This is a genomic window from Amycolatopsis sp. WAC 04182 (genome assembly GCF_003947465.1).
Lineage (GTDB): Bacteria > Actinomycetota > Actinomycetes > Mycobacteriales > Pseudonocardiaceae > Amycolatopsis.
In genome coordinates this window covers 100727-119939 of the sequence record NZ_QHJJ01000005.1, presented here as the reverse complement: position 1 = coordinate 119939, position 19213 = coordinate 100727, and the positions used below count along the sequence as shown (strand labels likewise).

The 19213-nt window shown below is 66.8% G+C and carries 30 protein-coding genes; 4 read left to right on the top strand and 26 right to left on the bottom strand.

Translation table 11 applies throughout. The features are described from left to right. Positions 1-15 precede the first annotated feature (15 nt). From rpsH to DMH01_RS26390, 21 genes are all read right to left on the bottom strand, one after another. Complete coding sequence (gene rpsH, locus DMH01_RS26490) at positions 16-414, bottom strand: 30S ribosomal protein S8 (RefSeq protein WP_005166791.1); 399 nt, start codon at positions 412-414, stop codon at positions 16-18. 82 nt (positions 415-496) lie between these two features. Then, entirely contained in the window at positions 497-682 is a 186-nt protein-coding gene (locus tag DMH01_RS26485) for a type Z 30S ribosomal protein S14 (protein WP_005166789.1), read from the bottom strand. A 4-nt stretch (positions 683-686) separates the two neighbouring features. Then, on the bottom strand, positions 687-1250 hold the full coding sequence (rplE, locus tag DMH01_RS26480; RefSeq protein ID WP_016331092.1) for a 50S ribosomal protein L5: 564 nt from the start codon (positions 1248-1250) through the stop codon (positions 687-689). A 2-nt stretch (positions 1251-1252) separates the two neighbouring features. After that, the gene (gene rplX / locus DMH01_RS26475) at positions 1253-1567 is read right to left on the bottom strand and encodes a 50S ribosomal protein L24 (protein WP_005166786.1); all 315 of its coding nucleotides are present in this window, start codon (positions 1565-1567) and stop codon (positions 1253-1255) included. A 3-nt stretch (positions 1568-1570) separates the two neighbouring features. Next, positions 1571-1939, bottom strand: a complete 369-nt coding sequence (gene rplN / locus DMH01_RS26470; RefSeq protein ID WP_005166785.1) for a 50S ribosomal protein L14 — start codon at positions 1937-1939, stop codon at positions 1571-1573. A 79-nt stretch (positions 1940-2018) separates the two neighbouring features. After that, the gene (gene rpsQ / locus DMH01_RS26465; protein ID WP_007031041.1) at positions 2019-2300 is read right to left on the bottom strand and encodes a 30S ribosomal protein S17; all 282 of its coding nucleotides are present in this window, start codon (positions 2298-2300) and stop codon (positions 2019-2021) included. Continuing rightward, positions 2297-2545 (bottom strand): 50S ribosomal protein L29, encoded by a 249-nt coding sequence (gene rpmC / locus DMH01_RS26460; protein WP_007031040.1) that lies wholly within the window; start codon positions 2543-2545, stop codon positions 2297-2299. The genes rpsQ and rpmC overlap by 4 nt, the downstream gene beginning before the upstream one ends. Further along, positions 2545-2964, bottom strand: a complete 420-nt coding sequence (gene rplP / locus DMH01_RS26455; protein ID WP_005166782.1) for a 50S ribosomal protein L16 — start codon at positions 2962-2964, stop codon at positions 2545-2547. Before rplP ends, rpmC begins: the two co-directional genes overlap by 1 nt. A 3-nt stretch (positions 2965-2967) precedes the next feature. After that, on the bottom strand, positions 2968-3819 hold the full coding sequence (gene rpsC, locus DMH01_RS26450; RefSeq protein ID WP_037314663.1) for a 30S ribosomal protein S3: 852 nt from the start codon (positions 3817-3819) through the stop codon (positions 2968-2970). Then, positions 3819-4235 carry a 50S ribosomal protein L22 gene (gene rplV, locus DMH01_RS26445; protein ID WP_005166780.1) on the bottom strand — a complete coding sequence of 139 codons (417 nt, stop codon included), beginning with the start codon at positions 4233-4235 and terminating at the stop codon, positions 3819-3821. Before rplV ends, rpsC begins: the two co-directional genes overlap by 1 nt. A 29-nt stretch (positions 4236-4264) precedes the next feature. Then, complete coding sequence (gene rpsS, locus DMH01_RS26440; protein WP_003102083.1) at positions 4265-4546, bottom strand: 30S ribosomal protein S19; 282 nt, start codon at positions 4544-4546, stop codon at positions 4265-4267. A gap of 18 nt (positions 4547-4564) precedes the next feature. Further along, positions 4565-5398, bottom strand: coding sequence for a 50S ribosomal protein L2 (gene rplB / locus DMH01_RS26435; RefSeq protein ID WP_005166779.1), 834 nt, complete (start codon positions 5396-5398; stop codon positions 4565-4567). A gap of 16 nt (positions 5399-5414) precedes the next feature. Further along, the gene (gene rplW, locus DMH01_RS26430) at positions 5415-5726 is read right to left on the bottom strand and encodes a 50S ribosomal protein L23 (protein WP_005166778.1); all 312 of its coding nucleotides are present in this window, start codon (positions 5724-5726) and stop codon (positions 5415-5417) included. Continuing rightward, positions 5723-6409, bottom strand: coding sequence for a 50S ribosomal protein L4 (rplD, locus tag DMH01_RS26425; protein WP_034304244.1), 687 nt, complete (start codon positions 6407-6409; stop codon positions 5723-5725). The genes rplW and rplD overlap by 4 nt, the downstream gene beginning before the upstream one ends. Before the next feature lie 2 nt (positions 6410-6411). Beyond that, complete coding sequence (gene rplC / locus DMH01_RS26420; protein WP_007031036.1) at positions 6412-7062, bottom strand: 50S ribosomal protein L3; 651 nt, start codon at positions 7060-7062, stop codon at positions 6412-6414. A gap of 34 nt (positions 7063-7096) precedes the next feature. Continuing rightward, entirely contained in the window at positions 7097-7402 is a 306-nt protein-coding gene (gene rpsJ, locus DMH01_RS26415) for a 30S ribosomal protein S10 (protein ID WP_003102098.1), read from the bottom strand. Between the two features lie 397 nt (positions 7403-7799). Next, positions 7800-8993: an elongation factor Tu gene (tuf, locus tag DMH01_RS26410; protein WP_125679957.1), complete on the bottom strand. Its 1194-nt coding sequence runs from the start codon at positions 8991-8993 to the stop codon at positions 7800-7802. Positions 8994-9117: 124 nt separating this feature from the next. Beyond that, positions 9118-11217, bottom strand: a complete 2100-nt coding sequence (gene fusA, locus DMH01_RS26405; protein ID WP_125679956.1) for an elongation factor G — start codon at positions 11215-11217, stop codon at positions 9118-9120. Between the two features lie 63 nt (positions 11218-11280). Further along, positions 11281-11751: a 30S ribosomal protein S7 gene (gene rpsG / locus DMH01_RS26400; RefSeq protein WP_007031033.1), complete on the bottom strand. Its 471-nt coding sequence runs from the start codon at positions 11749-11751 to the stop codon at positions 11281-11283. Then, on the bottom strand, positions 11751-12125 hold the full coding sequence (gene rpsL, locus DMH01_RS26395) for a 30S ribosomal protein S12 (RefSeq protein ID WP_003102113.1): 375 nt from the start codon (positions 12123-12125) through the stop codon (positions 11751-11753). The genes rpsG and rpsL overlap by 1 nt, the downstream gene beginning before the upstream one ends. Positions 12126-12448: 323 nt before the next feature. Further along, positions 12449-12595: a hypothetical protein gene (locus DMH01_RS26390; RefSeq protein ID WP_091597937.1), complete on the bottom strand. Its 147-nt coding sequence runs from the start codon at positions 12593-12595 to the stop codon at positions 12449-12451. Between the two features lie 326 nt (positions 12596-12921). Here DMH01_RS26390 and DMH01_RS26385 point away from each other — a divergent pair, with 326 nt between their 5' ends. The 4 genes from DMH01_RS26385 (at position 12922) to DMH01_RS26370 (ending at position 15772) form a co-directional block, all read left to right on the top strand. Continuing rightward, a complete protein-coding gene (locus DMH01_RS26385; RefSeq protein ID WP_125679955.1) occupies positions 12922-13482 on the top strand; it encodes a YbaB/EbfC family nucleoid-associated protein in 561 nt (186 codons plus the stop codon). Positions 13483-13600: 118 nt separating this feature from the next. Next, positions 13601-13960 (top strand): hypothetical protein, encoded by a 360-nt coding sequence (locus DMH01_RS26380; RefSeq protein ID WP_125679954.1) that lies wholly within the window; start codon positions 13601-13603, stop codon positions 13958-13960. 15 nt (positions 13961-13975) lie between these two features. Further along, positions 13976-15163, top strand: a complete 1188-nt coding sequence (locus DMH01_RS26375; RefSeq protein ID WP_125679953.1) for a hypothetical protein — start codon at positions 13976-13978, stop codon at positions 15161-15163. 3 nt (positions 15164-15166) lie between these two features. Further along, complete coding sequence (locus DMH01_RS26370; RefSeq protein WP_125679952.1) at positions 15167-15772, top strand: hypothetical protein; 606 nt, start codon at positions 15167-15169, stop codon at positions 15770-15772. 4 nt (positions 15773-15776) lie between these two features. Here DMH01_RS26370 and DMH01_RS26365 read toward each other — a convergent pair whose 3' ends face one another. The 5 genes from DMH01_RS26365 to DMH01_RS26345 all read right to left on the bottom strand — a co-directional run bounded on the left by DMH01_RS26365 (position 15777) and on the right by DMH01_RS26345 (position 19162). Then, a complete protein-coding gene (locus DMH01_RS26365; RefSeq protein ID WP_125679951.1) occupies positions 15777-16277 on the bottom strand; it encodes a GNAT family N-acetyltransferase in 501 nt (166 codons plus the stop codon). 72 nt (positions 16278-16349) lie between these two features. Further along, positions 16350-16841: a hypothetical protein gene (locus DMH01_RS26360; RefSeq protein WP_125679950.1), complete on the bottom strand. Its 492-nt coding sequence runs from the start codon at positions 16839-16841 to the stop codon at positions 16350-16352. A gap of 55 nt (positions 16842-16896) precedes the next feature. Continuing rightward, a complete protein-coding gene (locus tag DMH01_RS26355; protein WP_125679949.1) occupies positions 16897-17130 on the bottom strand; it encodes a hypothetical protein in 234 nt (77 codons plus the stop codon). 26 nt (positions 17131-17156) lie between these two features. Continuing rightward, on the bottom strand, positions 17157-17381 hold the full coding sequence (locus DMH01_RS26350; protein ID WP_125679948.1) for a hypothetical protein: 225 nt from the start codon (positions 17379-17381) through the stop codon (positions 17157-17159). A gap of 32 nt (positions 17382-17413) precedes the next feature. Next, the gene (locus tag DMH01_RS26345) at positions 17414-19162 is read right to left on the bottom strand and encodes a hypothetical protein (protein ID WP_125679947.1); all 1749 of its coding nucleotides are present in this window, start codon (positions 19160-19162) and stop codon (positions 17414-17416) included. Positions 19163-19213 lie beyond the last annotated feature (51 nt).

Genomic DNA, 19213 nt, shown 5'->3' with positions numbered 1-19213 from the left:
TCTGTGCCCCCTTCCTTACCAGACGTAGGCGAGGACTTCGCCGCCCACGCTGTTGCGCTTGGCCTGACGGTCGGTCTGGAGGCCGGACGACGTCGAGATGATCGCGACGCCGAGGCCACCGAGAACCGACGGCAGTTCGGTCGATTTTGCGTAGACCCGCAGGCCGGGCTTGGACACGCGGCGGAGGCCGGCGATGCTGCGCTCACGGTTGGGGCCGTACTTCAGCTCCACGATGAGGTTCTTGTGCTTCTCGCCCGGCTCGTCGCGGTAGCCCGAGATGTAACCCTCGCGCTTGAGGATCTCGGCGATGTTCGCCTTGATCTTCGAGTGGGGAAGCACGACCTCGTCGTGGTAAGCCGAGTTCGCGTTACGCAGACGGGTCAAGAAGTCTGCGATGGGGTCGGTCATCGTCATGGTGACCTGTCAACCTTTCTCGCCCTGGTTCCCTGCGCTTTCACTGCAAGGCCTGTGGCGAAGTGGGAGTTAAAAAAGACTCTTACCAGCTGGACTTGCGGACGCCGGGCAGCTCGCCCGCGTGTGCCATCTCGCGAAGGCAGATCCGGCAGAGCCCGAACTTGCGGAACACCGAGTGCGGGCGACCGCACCGCTGGCAGCGCGTGTAACCGCGAACCTTGAACTTCGGCGTCTTCGCGGCCTTGTGGACCAGTGCTTTCTTGGCCATCGACTCAGTTCTCCTTGAACGGGAAGCCGAGCTTGCGAAGCAGCGCGCGGCCCTCGTCGTCGGTGTTGGCGGTGGTGACGACAGTGACGTCCATACCGCGCGGGCGGTCGATGGCGTCCGGGTCGATCTCGTGGAACATGGACTGCTCGTTGAGACCGAACGTGTAGTTGCCGTTGCCGTCGAACTGCTTCGGCGAAAGCCCGCGGAAGTCACGGATACGCGGCAGCGCGATGGTCAGCAGCCGGTCGAGGAACTCCCACATGCGGTCGTTGCGCAGCGTGACGCGCGCACCGATCGGCTGGCCCTCACGCAGCTTGAACTGCGCGATGGACTTGCGAGCCTTGCGAACCTCGGGCTTCTGCCCGGTGATCGCGGCCAGGTCGCGGATGGCGCCTTCGATCAGCTTGCTGTCACGGGCGGCGTCTCCGACACCCATGTTCACGACGACCTTGACGACGCCCGGGATCTGGTGGACGTTCTCGAAGGAGAACTCCTCCTGGAGCTGTCCCTTGATCTCCTCGCGGTACCGCACCTTGAGGCGCGGGGCGATCTTCTCTGCGGTGGTCATGATCAGATGTCCTTACCGTTCCGGCGCGAGACCCGGACCTTCTTGCCGTCCTCGCCGATGCGGTAGCCCACCCGGGTCGGCTTGCCGTCGGAGTCGACGACCATCACGTTCGAGACGTGGATGGGCGCCTCCTGCGTGACGATGCCGCCGGACTGCGCGCCGCGCTGGGTCTGGGAGATCCGCGTGTGCTTCTTGATCCGGTTGACGCCCTCGACCAGCACGCGCTCGCGCTCGGGGTAGGCCTGGATGACCTTGCCCTTGGCACCCTTGTCCTTGCCGGCGATGACGACGACCGTGTCGCCCTTCTTCACCTTCATGCTCTACAACACCTCCGGCGCGAGCGAAATGATCTTCATGAACTTTCGGTCGCGCAGCTCGCGGCCGACCGGCCCGAAGATGCGGGTGCCGCGGGGCTCATTGTCGTTCTTGATGAGCACAGCAGCGTTCTCGTCGAAGCGGATGTAAGAACCGTCCGGACGACGGCGCTCCTTGCGCGTGCGAACGATGACGGCCTTGACGACGTCACCCTTCTTCACGCCGGCGGCCGGCATGGCGTCCTTCACGGTGGCGACGATGATGTCGCCGATGCCCGCGTAGCGCCGCCCCGAGCCGCCGAGAACGCGGATGCAAAGGATTTCCTTCGCGCCCGTGTTGTCGGCAACCCGAAGCCGCGACTCCTGCTGGATCACGTCTACTCCTGTATGTCGCGCTGGTTCTCGCGTTGAAGCGCGAGCCTTGCGGAACTAAGGGACTCAAAAAGAGCCCTACTTACTTGGCCTTCTCCACGATCTGCACCAGACGCCAGCGCTTGGTCGCCGACAGCGGGCGGGTCTCCATCAGGGTGACCCGGTCGCCCACGCCCGCCTCGTTGTTCTCGTCGTGCACCTTGACCTTGCTGGTGCTGCGGAGAACCTTGGCGTAACGACGGTGCTTCTTGCGGTCTTCGAGCTCGACCACGATCGTCTTGTTCATCTTGTCCGAGACGACGTAACCCTCACGGACCTTGCGGTCGTTGCGGGGGGCCGCCTCAGCGTTGGGCTGCTCGCTCATGCGGCACCTTCACTCTCGGCGTCAGGGGAAACGGACAGGCCGAGTTCACGCTCGCGCATGACCGTGTAGATCCGCGCGATGTCCGTGCGGACGGTGCGCAGACGGCGGTTGTTGTCGAGCTGTCCGGTCGCCATCTGGAAGCGGAGGTTGAAGAGCTCCTCCTTGTATTCCTTCAGACGCAGAACGAGCTCTTCCGCGGTGAGCTCACGCAGCTCCGATGCCTGGGCGGCACCTGCCTTCGCCATCAGAACTCACCACCTTCACGGGTCACGATGCGGCACTTCATGGGCAGCTTGTGGATCGCGCGACGGAGCGCCTCACGGGCGGTCTCCTCGTTCGGGAACGAGATCTCGAACATCACGCGGCCCGGCTTCACGTTGGCGATCCACCACTCGGGCGAACCCTTACCGGAACCCATGCGGGTTTCCGCCGGCTTCTTGGTCAGCGGGCGGTCCGGGTAGATGGTCGTCCACACCTTGCCGCCACGCTTGATGTGACGCGTCATGGCGATACGAGCGGACTCGATCTGCCGGTTGGTCACGTAGCTGTGCTCAAGCGCCTGGATGCCGTACTCGCCGAAGTTCACCTTCGTACCGCCCTTGGCGGCACCGTGGCGCTTCGGGGAGTGCTGCTTCCGGTGCTTGACCCTGCGCGGGATGAGCACGTGTCAGCCCTCCGTCTTTTCTGCAGTCTCAGCAGCCGGGGCCTCGGTGGCCGCGGGGGCGGTGTCGTCGCTCTTGGCGGCGGCAGCGGCCCGACCGGCTTCGGTCGAGGTCGGCGTCGTGCCCGACGCGCCGGAACGGCGCGGGCGGGACGGACGGTCACCACGGTCACGGCGCGGGGCGCGCTCGGCGGCCGCGGCGGCGTCACGCGCCTCCTTGGCCTTGAGGCCACCCACGAGCTCGCCCTTGTAGATCCACACCTTCACGCCGATGCGACCGAACGTCGTCTTGGCCTCGAAGAAGCCGTAGTCGATGTCGGCACGCAGCGTGTGCAGCGGGACGCGGCCATCGCGGTAGTGCTCGGAGCGGGACATCTCGGCACCGCCGAGACGACCGCCGCACTGCACGCGGATGCCCTTGACCTGCGGCGAACGCATGGAGGTCTGGATCGCCTTGCGCATCGCGCGGCGGAACGCCACACGGTTGCTCAGCTGCTCCGCGACACCCTGAGCGACGAGCTGGGCGTCGGCCTCGGGGTTCTTGACCTCGAGGATGTTCAGCTGGACCTGCTTGGCGGTCAGCTTCTCCAGCGCGCCGCGGATGCGGTCGGCCTCCGCGCCGCGACGGCCGATGACGATGCCCGGCCGGGCGGTGTGGATGTCGACGCGGACCCGGTCACGGGTGCGCTCGATCTCGACCTTGGAGATCCCGGCGCGCTCCATGCCCGTGGACAGCAGCTTCCGGATCTTGACGTCCTCGGCCACGTACTCCGCGTACTGCTTGTCGGCGTACCAACGCGACTTCCAGTCCGTGGTGATACCCAGGCGGAAGCCGTGCGGGTTGATCTTCTGGCCCACTACCGGCCACCTGCCTTCTTCTTGCCCTGTGCCTTCTTGGCCTCGGCCTTCGGACGCGACTCCACCTCGACGGTGATGTGGCTGGTCCGCTTGCGGATCCGGTACGCGCGGCCCTGGGCCCGCGGACGGATGCGCTTGAGGGTCGGGCCCTCGTCGGCGTAGGCGTTCTTGACCCAGAGGGTGTCCGGGTCGAGATCGAGGTTGTTTTCGGCGTTGGCCACGGCGCTGGCGAGCACCTTCGCGACCGGCTCGCTTGCCGCCTGCGGGGCGAACTGGAGCACGGCCAAGGCGTCGGCGGCGCTACGTCCCTTGATCAGCTCGATCACCCGGCGCACCTTGGTAGGCGAGTCCCGGACGAAGCGAGCCCGCGCGTAAGCCGTCGGCAGAGCCTCGGCCACGTCGTTCTGGGCGTTCATCGCTAGCTTCCTTGTTCTCTCGTGCCCGCTCAGCGGCGGCGCGACTTGCGGTCGTCCTTGATGTGGCCCTTGAAGGTCCTAGTCGGGGCGAACTCGCCCAACTTGTGACCCACCATCGCCTCGGTGACGAACACCGGGACGTGCTTGCGGCCGTCGTGCACCGCGATCGTGTGACCCAGGAAATCCGGGATGATCGTGGACCGACGGGACCACGTCTTGATCACGGTCTTCTTGCCCGACTCGTTGAGAGCGTCCACCTTCTTGAGCAGGTGGTCGTCCACGAAGGGGCCCTTTTTGAGGCTACGTGGCATGTTCTTCTACCTCCCTGCTCAGCGCTTCTTGCCGGTACGCCGGCGGCGGACGATCATGGCGTCGGAGGCCTTGCGGCGGCGGGTGCGGCCTTCGGGCTTTCCGTTCGGGTTCACCGGGTGGCGACCACCGGAGGTCTTACCCTCACCACCACCGTGCGGGTGGTCGACCGGGTTCATGACGACACCACGGACGGTGGGGCGCTTGCCGCGCCAGCGGTTACGGCCCGCCTTGCCCCAGTTGATGTTGGAGTGCTCGGAGTTGCCGACCTCGCCGATGGTGGCGCGGTTGCGCACGTCGACGTTGCGGATCTCGCCCGACGGGAGACGAAGCTGGGCGTACGGCCCGTCCTTCGCCACCAGCTGCACCTTGGCACCGGCGGACCGCGCCATCTTCGCGCCGCCACCGGGGCGGAGCTCGATCGCGTGGATCACGGTGCCGACCGGGATGTTGCGCAGCGGCAGGTTGTTACCCGGCTTGATGTCGGCGCGGGGGCCGTTCTCGACCGTGTCACCCTGCTTGAGCTTCTCCGGGGCGATGATGTAGCGCTTCTCGCCGTCGGCGTAGTGCAGGAGCGCGATACGAGCGGACCGGTTGGGGTCGTACTCGATGTGCGCGACCTTGGCGGGAACGCCGTCCTTGTCGTTCCGGCGGAAGTCGATCAGCCGGTACGCGCGCTTGTGGCCACCGCCCTTGTGACGGGTGGTGATCTTGCCGCTGGAGTTACGGCCGCCGGACTTGCTCAGCGGACGCAGCAGCGACTTCTCCGGGGTGGACCGAGTGATCTCGGCGAAGTCGGAGACGCTGGAACCGCGACGACCCGGGGTCGTCGGCTTGTACTTGCGGATGCCCATGTGTCAGCTCAGTCCTTTACGCGGTGGGTCCGCCGAAGATCTCGATCGGCTTGCTCTCAGCCGAAAGAGTCACGATGGCGCGCTTGGTGTCCTTGCGCTTGCCGAAGCCGGCGCGAGTCCGCTTACGCTTGCCCTGGCGGTTGGCCGTGTTGACGCTGACCACCTTGACGCCGAACACCTTCTCGACCGCGATCTTGATCTGGGTCTTGTTGGCGTCCGGGCGGACGATGAACGTGTACTTGTGGTCCTCGAGCAGCCCGTAGGACTTCTCGGAGATCACCGGCGCGAGCAAGATGTCGCGGGGATCGGGGATGGCGATCGCACTCACTGCTCGTCACTCCCTTCAACCTCGCTCGACCGGGCCGAAGCCTTCGCGCCCTTGCCCCGGACGGGGCCGGCGACGAACACGTCGTAAGCGGCCTTGGTGAACACCACGTCGTCGTTGACCAACACGTCGTAGGTGTTGAGCTGGTCGGGCGTGATGATGTGGACCTCGGCCAGGTTCCGCAGCGAGTTCCAGCTCAGCTCGTCGTCGCGGTGCAGCACCACGAGAACGCGCTTGGCCTGGGTCACCGCGGCGATGGCGGCCTTGGCGGACTTGGTGGACGGCTTCTCGCCGGTCACCAGTTCGGTGACGACGTGCAGCTGTCCGGCGCGGGCCCGGTCGGAGAGGGCGCCACGCAGGGCGGCGGCCTTCATCTTCTTCGGGGTGCGCTGGGTGTAGTCACGCGGCGTGGGGCCGTGGACGACGCCACCACCGGTGAACTGCGGCGCACGGGTCGAACCCTGGCGGGCGCGGCCGGTGCCCTTCTGGCGGTACGGCTTCTTGCCACCACCGCGGACTTCACCGCGGGTCTTGGTGTCATGCGTGCCCTGGCGAGCGGCGGCCAGCTGGCCCACCACGACCTGGTGCATGAGGGGCACGTTGGCCTGCACGTCGAAGATCTCCGAGGGGAGCTCGACCGTGCCGTCGGCTTTACCGGCCGGGGTCTTCAGCTCGACGCTGGTCATGTTCAGTTACCACCCTTCGCGGCGCTGCGAACGAACAGCAGGCCGCCCTTGGGACCGGGCACGGCGCCCTTGATCAGCAGCAGGCCGTCCTCGGCACGCACCGCGTGCACGGTCAGGTTCTGCGTGGTGACCCGGTCGTTGCCCATCCGGCCCGCCATGCGCAGGCCCTTGAAGACACGGCCCGGGGTGGCGCAGCCACCGATCGAGCCGGGCTTGCGGTGCACGGCCTGGGCACCGTGGCTCGCGCCCTGGCCCTTGAAGCCGTGACGCTTCATGACACCGGCGTAGCCCTTGCCCTTGCTGGTACCGGTCACGTCGACCTCGATACCGGCCTCGAACACCTCGGCGGTGATCTCCTGGCCGACCTCGTAGGTCTCGGCGTCGGTGGTACGCAGCTCCGCAAGGTAACGACGCGGGGTCACGCTCGCCTTGTCGAAGTGGCCGGTGCGCGGCTTGTTCACCCGGCGCGGGTCGACCGCGCCGAAAGCCAGCTGCACGGCCTTGTAGCCGTCGTTCTCCTGGGTCCGAACCTGGGTGACCACGTTCGGCCCGGCCTGGACGACGGTCACCGGGACGACCCGGTTGTTCTCGTCGAAGACCTGGGTCATGCCGAGCTTGGTGCCCAGGATGCCCTTCACTTGCCTGTCAGACATGAGTCTCTTACTCTCCGCCGCTCGCCAGCCGCTGCTACTGGATGTTGACGTCGACGCTCGCCGGCAGGTCGATGCGCATGAGCGCGTCGACCGTCTTCGGCGTCGGGTCGAGGATGTCGATCAGACGCTTGTGCGTGCGCATCTCGAAGTGCTCGCGCGAGTCCTTGTACTTGTGCGGCGAGCGGATGACGCAGTAAACGTTCTTCTCGGTGGGCAGCGGCACCGGCCCGACAACACGGGCGCCGGTGCGCGTGACCGTCTCGACGATCTTGCGCGCCGAGGTGTCGATCGCCTCGTGGTCGTAGGCCTTGAGCCGGATGCGGATCTTCTGTCCCGCCATGGTGGCTGCTCGTTCCTTGTCGTCTCGTGCCGCTTTTGTCTTTTCAAACCTCAGTCTGACTGAGGTTTTCCCAGTTCAACGGCCCTGTCCCCGGTCCACGCGGTCGGGCGTGTCGAGCCCGACGCACAGACGGATCCCGCGGGATCTTCGTCTTGCCTGGTCTTCCTCAACGTGAGGAGGCATCGAGCCGGCGGAAAAGCTTGAATCGCCGTCTCAAACGCCCTTGCCCGCTAGCCTCACCCGAAGGAAGTGCTCCGCGGACCGTGGCCGCTCATACCAGGGCGGCCGGAACCCCGAAGAGTTCGGCCGCCCCAGGACGAGCAACCTGAATAGTGTCGCACACGTGATTTGACGCCTTGAACCCGGGGGTGTATCAGACCCCCGGGTCGGCGTTAAATCACTTGATGATCTTGGTGACCTGGCCGGCGCCCACGGTCCGTCCACCCTCACGGATGGCGAAACGCAGACCCTCGTCCATGGCGACCGGCTGGATCAGCACGACGCTGATGTCCGTGTTGTCGCCCGGCATGACCATCTCGACACCCTCCTTGAGGGTGACGACGCCGGTCACGTCCGTGGTACGGAAGTAGAACTGCGGGCGGTAGTTGTTGAAGAACGGGGTGTGACGGCCACCCTCGTCCTTCGACAGGATGTAGACCGAGCCCTCGAACTCCGTGTGCGGGGTGGTGGTGCCCGGCTTCACGACGACCTGGCCGCGCTCGACGTCCTCGCGCTTGATACCGCGGACCAGCAGACCGACGTTGTCGCCGGCCTCACCCTGGTCGAGCAGCTTGCGGAACATCTCGACACCGGTGACGGTGGTCTTGGTCGACTTCTCCTTGATGCCGACGATCTCGACCTCTTCGTTCACGTTGACGCGGCCACGCTCGATACGGCCGGTCACGACCGTGCCACGGCCGGTGATCGTGAAGACGTCTTCGATCGGCATCAGGAACGGCTTGTCGAGCTCACGCACCGGGTCCGGCACGTTCTCGTCGACGGCCGCCATGAGCTCGAGAACGCTCTCGCCCCACTTGGCGTCGCCCTCGAGGGCCTTCAGGCCGGAGACCTTGACGACCGGAGCGTCGTCACCAGGGAAGTCCTGGGAGGACAGCAGCTCGCGGACCTCGAGCTCGACGAGCTCCAGGATCTCCTCGTCGTCGACCATGTCGGCCTTGTTCAGCGCGACCACGATGTAGGGCACGCCGACCTGCTTCGCGAGCAGCACGTGCTCACGGGTCTGCGGCATCGGGCCGTCGGTCGCCGCGACCACGAGGATCGCGCCGTCCATCTGCGCCGCACCGGTGATCATGTTCTTGATGTAGTCCGCGTGACCGGGGGCGTCCACGTGGGCGTAGTGACGCTTCTCGGTCTGGTACTCGACGTGCGAGATGTTGATCGTGATACCGCGCTGCTTCTCTTCCGGCGCGTTGTCGATCTGGTCGAACGCCGACGCCGTGTTCAGCTCGGGGTACTTGTCGTGCAGAACCTTGGTGATCGCCGCGGTCAGAGTGGTCTTACCGTGGTCGACGTGACCGATGGTCCCGATGTTGACGTGCGGCTTGGTCCGCTCGAATTTCGCCTTCGCCACTGGAATGTCCTCCTGGACTGTTTTGCTTACTCACCGGCCAACGTGGCTGTCGGACGGGGATTCGTTTCTTGACGGATGCTGCGGACGTTCAGGAGTGTTCCTTATGCCCGCGAGCGGACGGGAACTACTCCCCCGTCGCCTTCGCGATGATTTCCTTCGCGACGTTCGCGGGAACCTCGGCGTAGGAGTCGAACACCATGGAGTAGTTGGCACGTCCCTGCGTACGCGAACGCAGGTCGCCGACGTAACCGAACATCTCCGACAGCGGGACCAGTGCCTTGACGACACGGGTACCGGCGCGCTCCTCCATGGCCTGGATCTGGCCACGGCGGGAGTTGAGGTCGCCGATCACATCGCCCATGTAGTCCTCGGGCGTGGTGACCTCGACGGCCATCAGCGGCTCGAGGATGACCGGACCGGCCTTCTTCGCGGCTTCCTTCATCGCCATGGAGCCGGCGATCTTGAAGGCCATTTCCGAAGAGTCGACCTCGTGGTACGCGCCGTCCAACAAGGTGAACTTCAACCCGACGAGCGGGTAGCCGGCCAGCACGCCGTACTGCATGGCGTCCTGCGCGCCCGCGTCGACCGACGGGATGTACTCCCGCGGCACGCGGCCACCGGTGACCTTGTTGTCGAACTCGTAGAGGGCACCGTCGGTGGACTCGAGCGGCTCGAGCTTGACGATGACCTTCGCGAACTGACCGGAACCACCGGTCTGCTTCTTGTGCACGTAGTCGAGCTTCTCGACCGTCTTGCGCACCGTCTCGCGGTAGGCGACCTGCGGCTTACCGATGTTCGCCTCGACCTTGTAGTCGGACTTCATGCGGTTGACCAGCACCTCGAGGTGCAGCTCGCCCATACCGGCGATGATCGTCTGGCCGGTGTCCTCGTCCAGGTTGACCTGGAACGTCGGGTCCTCTTCGGCCAGCTTCTGGATCGCCAGGGACAGCTTCTCCTGGTCGGCCTTGGTCTTGGGCTCGATCGCGACGCGGATGACCGGCGCCGGGAACGTCATCGACTCGAGGACGACCGGGTTCTGCGGGTCGGCGAGGGTGTCACCGGTGGTGGTGTCCTTCAGGCCGATGACCGCGTAGATGTGGCCCGCCTGGGCCTCGTCCACCGGGTTCTCCTTGTTGGAGTGCATCTGGAAGAGCTTCCCGATGCGCTCCTTGCGCTCCTTGGTGGCGTTGATCAGCTGCGCGCCGGAGGCGACCTTGCCCGAGTACACCCGGATGTAGGTCAGCTTGCCGAAGAACGGGTGCGCGGCGATCTTGAACGCCAGAGCGGAGAAGGGCTCCTCGGTCGACGGCTTGCGCGACACGACGGTCTCACCGTCGGGCAGCGTGCCCTCGACGGCCGGGACGTCCAGCGGCGACGGAAGGTAGTCGATGACCGCGTCGAGCATGGGCTGGACGCCCTTGTTCTTGAACGCGGAACCGGTGAGCACCGGGTACGCCTCGCGGTTCACGGTGAGCTTCCGGATACCGGCCTTGATCTCGGCCTCGGACAGCTCCTCGCCCTCGAGGAACTTCTCCATCAGGGAGTCGTCGGTCTCGGCGATGGCCTCGACCAGCTTCTCCCGGTACTCGGCCGCCTTGTCGGCGAGCTCGGCCGGGATCTCCTCGACGGCGTAGTCCTCGCCCTTCTGGACCTCGCCGCGCCAGGTCAGCGCCTTCATGCGGACCAGGTCGACGACGCCTTCGAACTCGTTCTCGGCGCCGATCGGCAGCTGGATGACCAGCGGGCGGGCGCCGAGGCGCTCCTCGATGGTGCGGACGGTGAAGTAGAAGTCCGCGCCGAGCTTGTCCATCTTGTTGACGAAGCAGATACGAGGAACCTCGTACTTGTCCGCCTGACGCCAGACCTGCTCGGACTGCGGCTCGACACCCTCTTTGCCGTCGAAGACGGCGACGGCACCATCGAGCACGCGGAGCGAACGCTCCACCTCGACGGTGAAGTCGACGTGACCCGGGGTGTCGATGATGTTGATCTGGTGATCGGCCCAGAAAGTGGTGGTGGCAGCCGAGGTGATGGTGATACCCCGCTTCTGCTCCTCCTCCATCCAGTCCATGGTGGCGGCGCCATCGTGGACTTCACCGATCTTGTAGTTGACCCCGGTGTAGAACAGGATCCGCTCGGTGGTGGTGGTCTTACCGGCGTCGATGTGGGCCATGATGCCGATGTTGCGGACCTTGTTCAGGTCGGTCAGCACTTCACGTGCCACGAGAGTGTTCCCCTGTCTCAAAATTGGGGCCCGGCAAGGCTTTGATCGGCAGCCGGGCGGACATCACCAGCGGTAGTGCGCGAAGGCCTTGTTGGACTCGGCCATCTTGTGCGTGTCCTCGCGCCGCTTCACGCTGGCGCCGAGGCCGTTGCTCGCGTCGAGGAGCTCGTTCTGCAGACGCTCGATCATGGTCTTCTCGCGACGGGCCTGCGAGAAGGAGACCAGCCAGCGAAGCGCGAGCGTGGTGGAGCGTCCCGGCTTGACCTCGATCGGCACCTGGTAGGTGGCACCACCGACGCGGCGGCTCTTCACCTCGATGGTGGGCTTCACGTTGTCGAGGGCGCGCTTCAGCGTGACGACCGGGTCGGTGCCGGTCTTCTCGCGAGCGCCTTCGAGGGCGCCGTAGACGATGCGCTCGGCCAGGGACCGCTTGCCGTCCTTCAGCACCTTGTTCACCAGCTGGGTGACCAGCGGGGATGCGTAGACGGGGTCAGAGATCAGCGGCCGCTTCGGGGCCGGACCCTTGCGGGGCATTAGCTCTTCTCCTTCTTCGCGCCATACCGGCTGCGCGCCTGCTTACGGTTCTTGACACCCTGGGTGTCGAGCGAACCGCGGATGATCTTGTAACGGACACCCGGCAGGTCCTTCACACGACCACCGCGCACGAGCACCATCGAGTGCTCCTGCAGGTTGTGGCCTTCACCGGGAATGTAGGCGGTGACCTCGATGCCGCTGGTCAGCTTCACACGAGCGACCTTGCGAAGCGCCGAGTTCGGCTTCTTGGGGGTTGTGGTGTACACGCGAGTGCACACGCCACGCCGCTGCGGGCTCCCCTTGAGGGCCGCGGTCTTCTGCTTGGCAGCCTTGTCCTGGCGGCCCTTACGGACCAGCTGCTGGATCGTGGGCAATGGACCAGCTTTCTGTTCGCGATCTTGCTACTACGTGTTGTCTCCGGCCCCCGCGGTCGGGCGTGTCGGCCCGCGTCACGGTCTTGCGACCGGTAACTTCCCGTAGGGATTTTCCGTCGGATCCCGCGTGGGCGAAGCCTTCGGACCGGATGCCTGAGCACCCCGTCCATGCCGCACGGCACACGGGACGGCCCGACGCCTGCCGGGCACGGTCTCCAAAGATACCCGGCCACTTCCGGACCGGCCAAATCGGGGGGTCGATAACTATATCGTGCCGGGCGTCACGCCGCGGCGACCCTGATGGAACGGCGTTTCGGCCACCATCATTCCTCGTCGGGCTTGGCGTGGTCCGCCCGGCCCGGATGCGGGTCCCGGGAAAGGTCGATCAACGGATGCACGGGTGCCCCCTCCGGCGCCGCGTGACTCCCCCGCCTGGGTTCTTCGCTGCTTTCCTTCTGCTCGGCGTCCACGACGCCTCCCCTCGTTCGTACTGATACCGCCCTGCTCGGCGAACCACGCTACCTATTCCCCTATCGGGTGAGCCGGATGGATCCGGAAAGGACACCCGCACCGAAAGGCCTCCCGTGAATCTTTCAGGACGGGCGACCTGACCTCTGGGACGACCGCCCCAGAGCGCGTTTAGCGGGCTAAACGCGCTCTGGGCTGCGGCGGAGAGGCCTGGACGATGCCCTCTTCCTAACGGGTGAGCCGAAGTGGATCCAGGACTGACGGCGTCGCGTCGAACCGGTGAATAGGTCACGATGACACCGGTCACACGTAATGCACGGGAGGTCCCATGTCGGCCGAGTTCGAACAGCTGGTCGCGGAATTCGACAAGTTCCAGTCCAAGCTTCAGAACGTCGACGATCGCTTGGCGAACATCGGCGGTATGCAAGACGAGCTGAGCAGGCTCGAGGCGACGGCGACATCGCCCGACCGTTCGGTGACCGTGGTGGCAGGCCCCGGCGGCGCCATCATGGACGTCCGGTTCACCGAGGAGGCCCTGCGCCAGCGTCCCGAGGGCCTCTCGGCCGCGCTGATGTCGACCATCCAGCAGGCCGTGGCCGAATCGGCCCGCAAGCAGGCCACCATCGTCGAAGAGCACATGGGCGACGACCTCCACCTCGTCGACCAGGTGCTGGAGACTCAGGCGGAACTGTTCGGGACCACGGTCGAGGACCTGAAGGCGCAGATGGAAGACGTTCCCGCGCGGGAACGGGCCGAGCAGCCCGACGACTACTCCGAGCGCTCGGTCCTGCGGTCCGAAGCGGAGCCGCAGCAGCCCACCGCGCCGCCGGCCGTCGCGTCCGACGGCGACCGTTTCCTGAAGAACCTGTTCGACGAAGACGACCGCTGAACGCCTTTAGCGGGCTGAACGCGATTCGAAGGTCCAGGGAACCGGGCACGGCGCCTCCGGGTCCAAGGGGCCGATCACGACGATCCGCACCGGAAAGGTGCTTGAGGAGGGGTCACTGATGGGCGAGGGACACGCGGTTGTCATCAGCGCTCTGCGCACTTACTCGGGCGAGCTCGCGCAGGACGTCCGGGTCCCGGCCGAGGTGGGGCGGCTGGTGCAGCAGTCCGACGTCGGTGACGAATCCTGGGGCGTGGTCGGCCTGTTCGTGAAGAACGAATACACGGGGATGCTCACCGATCTGCAGGATCTGCTGATCGAGATGTCGGCGGGGTTGACCGCGGCGTCGGAGAAGCTCGGCAACGCGGCCACCATCTACGAACGCAACGAAGAGGACAACGTCAAGTCGCTCAACGAGATCCTCAAGATGCTCGAGCAGCCCGCGCAGTCGCGGACACCGAAAATCGGACCGGCCAAGTAACAAGGGGGAACGATCGTGGCCGACCAGAAGATCACCGGCGAGCACACCGGGATCAAGATCAACGACTACAACCCGGACGTCATCCGCACGGACAAGATGCTGACGTCCCTGCCCGGTCCGCTCGGCAGCGGGGTCAGCACCTTCAACACGGTCAAAAGCGCGACCGCGGACGGCTTCCAGGCGAGCGACATCGGCACCATCGCCGCCAGCGGGGCCGGGTTCATCAGCTCCTGCGCCGGCGTCGCGGACATCGCGAGCGACCCGATCGGCTGGCTGGTCGGCCAGGGGCTCAGCTTCCTGATGAACGTGTGCCAGCCGATCCAGGACGCCATCCACATGGTCAGCGGCGACGGCCCGGCGCTGTCCAACGCGGCAAGCAACTTCAACAACATCGGTGTCTGGCTGCAGAAGTACAGCAAGGAATTCGGCGACAACGCGGTGAAGTCACTGTCCCAATGGGACGGTGACGCGGCGAACGCGGCGGGCGAGAAGCTGGCGAAGTTCGGGCAGGGCATCGACGGGATCGCGGCGCAGGCCGGGGACATCGCGCAGCTGCTGCAGATCTCCAGCATGGTGATGACGGTGATCGAGGAGTTCATCAAGGCGATCCTCACCGAGTTCATCACCTGGCTGGTCATGATCTGGATCCCCGCGCTGGCCGCGGCCGTCCCGACCTGCGGCGGCTCGACGGCGACGGCGGGCGGGCTGACGGCCACCCGCGCGGTCTCCACGACGTCGAAGGTGCAGAAGTTCCTGAACAAGCTCCGCCAGCTGCTCGACAAGATCAAGCAGTTCCTGGGCAAGCTCAAGGAGTTCTTCGGCAAGTGGAAGGGCAACTACAAGGACCTGATGGCCAACAACAAGGCCACCGCGCAGCTGGCGGCCGGGCCGGGCGCGTCCGCGTGGGGCAAGTTCGCCTCGAAGGACGGCGCCATGGGCGGCAGGCTCGCGGACGGGTTCGGTGAGCGGATGACGTCGGCCACGAAGAAGGCCGCGTTGAACACCGTCGGGCTCGGCAAGGCCACGAATCCGGACGGCAGCTGGAAGACGCCGGAGACAGGCAGGGAGAAGGGCGAGGTCGCGGCCGGCGTCACCGGGAAGGTCGGCACGTACACGTCGGGCGGGATCAAGGCCGGCGAGTACGGTTCCGTGGGTGACGACGAGCAGACGACCGAGGAGACCAGCGACAATCTGGACTTCTGAGCCGTGACCGGATGGATCGTCGCCATCGCCGCGGTGGCGCTGCCCCTCGTGCTGGCCGCTTGGTGGATCGCCGCCGGGGCGGCGAAGAAGCGCGGGCTGGCCAAGCTGGCCAAGGACCGGGGCTGGGACTTCTTCAGCGGTGCCCGGCTCGGGTCCTCGGGCGGGCGGCACGAGCAGGCCGCGACGGGCCGGGCGCCCGCCCCGTTGCGGCGGACCGGCGAGTCGATCGACCAGGCCGTGGTGGGCACCCACCGAGGGGTGCCCTTCGGCGTCTACCGGTACCACCAGCCGGGTGCCGGGTTCCGTCAGGACGGCACCCGGGAGTCCGGTTCGCTGCGGACGGTCGTGCACGTCGAGGTGGGGGCGGCCATGCCCGACTGCACGCTCTCGATCAGCGGATCCGAAGTGGACTGCTCGAATCCCGGATTCGTGCTGCGTCCCGAGGTCCGCGAATGGCTGCTGGCGAACGTGGGCCGGTGCCGCGAGTTCCACACGTCCGGCCGGACGGTGGCGGTGGTGCCGAAGTCGTTGCCGAGCGGCCCCCGGCTGCTGCGCACCTTGGACTACCTGACCGACGTCGCCGGCCAGGCACCCCTCAATCGCGTTTAGCGGGCTAAACGCGATCCGGCACGGCCGGGGCCAGGGACTTAGCGAAGTAGTGGTCCGCGAAGGGGTCTTCGTTGAAGGGCTCGACCGTCTCGTAGCCGAGGCGTGCGTACAGAGCCCTCGCCTCGACGAGGTCGTCGCGGGTGTCGAGGCGGATCAGTGTGGCCCCGAGGCCGCGGGCGACGTCTTCCGCGGCGGCCACGAGCAGCGCCGCGCCGCCCTTGCCGCGTTCGGACTTCCGCAGGAAGACGCGGGTGAGCTCGGCGATGTCGGGGGTCGCGACTCGCAGCCCGGCGCACCCGGCGAGGACCCCGTCGCGCCACGCGAGCAGGAAGGCGCCGGTCGGCGGGACGAGGTTCCGGCTGTGGTGTTCCTCGAGCGCGGCGTCGAGTTCCTCCTCGCTGACCTGGCGCCCGTAGTAGCGGGATGCGATCTCGTCGAGGTACTCACGCAGCAGCTGAGCGGCGTCCGGGTGATCGACGGGGGTGATTTCGAAGCTCCAGGTCATGCCTACATTCTGCCTATCCTGGCCACCGGTTTTCGCTGGGCGCCAGATCGCGATTAGGGGGCTAAACGCAGGTCAGGAGGGGGCCAGGCGGCCGGCGCAGGTGGCGACCTCGCCGGGAGCGGACTTCTCCGAGGTGACGACGGCGCCGCCCACGGCCACCCGGCATTCGACGGCGCCCTCGCCCTGCCCCATCAGCTGGACGGTCGGCGGGGTGCCGGTGTTCTTCCACGTGAGCTCCTTGCGCCACGGCAGTGTCACCTGCAGCTCCTGATGCACGAGCCCAAGCCCGTTCGAGTCGTAGACCACGGTCGCGGTCCCCGTCCCGGCGAGTTCGTACGCGATCCGCCAGTCGTTCGACACCGGCTGCGGCTGCGCCTGGCTGAGCGTCCGCGTGATCGTGCGATCCGGCCCCCGCGACGGCGCGGCCTCGATCGGCTCGCCGACCACGGCCACCGTCTCGGCCTGCGGCTCCTCGCCGCCGTTGAGCAGCACCACACAGGTCGCGAGCGCGGCCACCACGATCCCCGCGATGGCGATGCGCCCGATCAGTTGTCTGTCGGCCATCGGTCCTCCTGTCCGAAAGCGGCGGCGCGGCCCGAGAGCCGCGCCGCCGCGGAAGTCAGGACGGCAGCAGCCGGCCGGGTACGCCGTTGAGGGACTGGATGAGGCCCAGCACCGGGACGCCGAGCGGCGCGAACGTCCAGATGTTGTCGAGGTCGCTCGTGTCGGGTTCGTCGACGACCACGACATCGTTCGGGGCATCCTGGACGGCGAGCGCCGGAGCGGCCGAGCCGAGCACGACGAGGCCGGCGAGCGCCGCGCCGGTGACCGCGCGGACGAAGGTCTTCTTCATGAGATTCTCCTTTGCTGGTAACGGTTTTACGAAATCGGCGTGATGATCCCGTAGATCGGGGCGAGGACGTCGGTGGGCACGGGGACGGTCGGGCCGAGCAGTCCGCCGAGGTCGAGACCGGGGATCAGCCAGACCGCGGGGCCGTCGCCACCGGTCGGCAGCGGGTCGGCCGAGGCGACCCCGCCGGCGAGTCCGGACAGCGCGCCCGCGACGGCGAGCGGCAGCAGCACACGGGCCGTGATTCGCTTCATTTCTTCTCCCATTCTTTCGTTGAAATCGAACTTCACCGCAGTACCGAACTGACCGGCACGATCGTTCCGTCGGGGATCCATTGCCCCGCGTAGTTCCGGTCCGCGATCATCCCGACGGCGTGCGGTTCGCCCGGGTACATCGGCATGGCGTTGACCTGCGCCGCCGCGAAGATCTGGACATCGCCGTTGATGGACCTCCACTGGTCGCCCAGCCAGCTCCGGAACCCGCCGAGCGTGGGACTTTCGCCGCCGAAGGCGTTGCCCGCGGCGACCGCGAAACTCACGGCGACCTGCTCGCGCGGGTCGAACCTCAACGGCACCGAAGAACTCGCGACGGAGTTGACGATCGGCCCGTTCAGGAGCCAAGGCGCCAGGTACAGGCCGTATTGATGGGTCGGCTTGAGCCGTTGGGACTCGGCCGCGCGGGTCATCGCCGTGTAGCCACCCGCCCAGCCGGACACGACGACCAGCGCGGTGTTCGGCCCCGCCTCGGCCTGCACCGGCAGACCGGAACGCGCGGCGGTCTCTCGGACCAGCTTCGCGGCGGCCACGCCGCGCCGCGAGCTGTCCTCGACGAGAGTGAGCGCGGAAGGTTTGCGCCCGGCGAGGAATTCGACGAGCTTGACGAGAGAACCGCTGTCCTCACTCGAAAGCGCGTCCGCAGGGCATGAGGTGAGGACTTCACGACGGTCGGCGATCAGGCCGCCCAGCGCCGCCGAAGCACACTCCGGTGCGTCCGCGTCCTCGATGGCGAGGCCCGCCTCCTCCCCCGCGTCGACCTCGATCTTCGTCTTTTCCTCACCGCGGCTGATGACGAGGTCGCTGCGTCCCTTCGGCAAGTCGACCTCGGCCCAGGTGCCCTCGGCGCCGGGCCGCACGATGGCCTTGCCGACCAGGCCGCCTTCGATTCCGGCGGACAGGTCTTCTCCCGCGCTCGCGGGGAAATGGACGAGGTTCTTGCCGGGCCGCTGCGGACTCACCAGCACGGGGAATCGCTGCTCACCGAGTGAGGCGTCGGCGAGCAGCGCGACACCGGGAACCGGGAGCTCAGGCGGTTTGGGAATGGCCGCGAGGGCGCTCCAGGCAACGAAGGCGACGGCCACGGCGACCGCGCCGAACCGATAGGCGCGCGTGGGATCGTTGCGGGAGAAGAAGAAACCGGCGGCGACCGGCAGCACAGCGGCCACCAGCAAGGTGAGGCCGAAAAGTGTGCCGTAGATCCGGCGGTCGAAACCGAGTCCCGAAGTGAACAGCTGGACAGTCCCCGCGACGACGAGAAGTCCGCCGAGTGTCAGGGAAAGCGGGCCGAGCCGGAAGTTCGTCTGGCGCCACTGATCGGCGGGAACCCAGACGGAGAGAACGGTGACGCCGAACCACAAGGCCGCGGCCGCGACATAAACGGTGTCGATGGCGAACTCGACACCTGTCCGCCCGAGCGAGGTTTCGAGCACCACCAGCGCGGCGAGAGCGAGGGCGGCCCAGCGGCCTGCCGAAGGCCTGCGGATCAGGACGGGAATGGCCAGCGCGAGCACGAGATGCACGATCAGCGCGATGACGTTGACGTCGGTCGCGAAGGCGGAAACCGCGGCGAGCGTGGCGGAAACCCCACCGAGGACGGCGATGGTGAGCCGGAGCCGTCGGGGCAGTTCACCCACCAGCGGACGAAGGATTCCCGTGCCGGCAAGGAAAGCGGTCGCCAGCAGGAGGCCGAGCCGGAGCAGGACCAGTGCGATGCCGACTCCGGCCGCACCCGAGCTCGCCGGTATGACGTGGTGATCCATGGGGACCTTCTCCGAGTAGTCCGGCGGAACCGTGGGCGGCGGGGTGTGCCC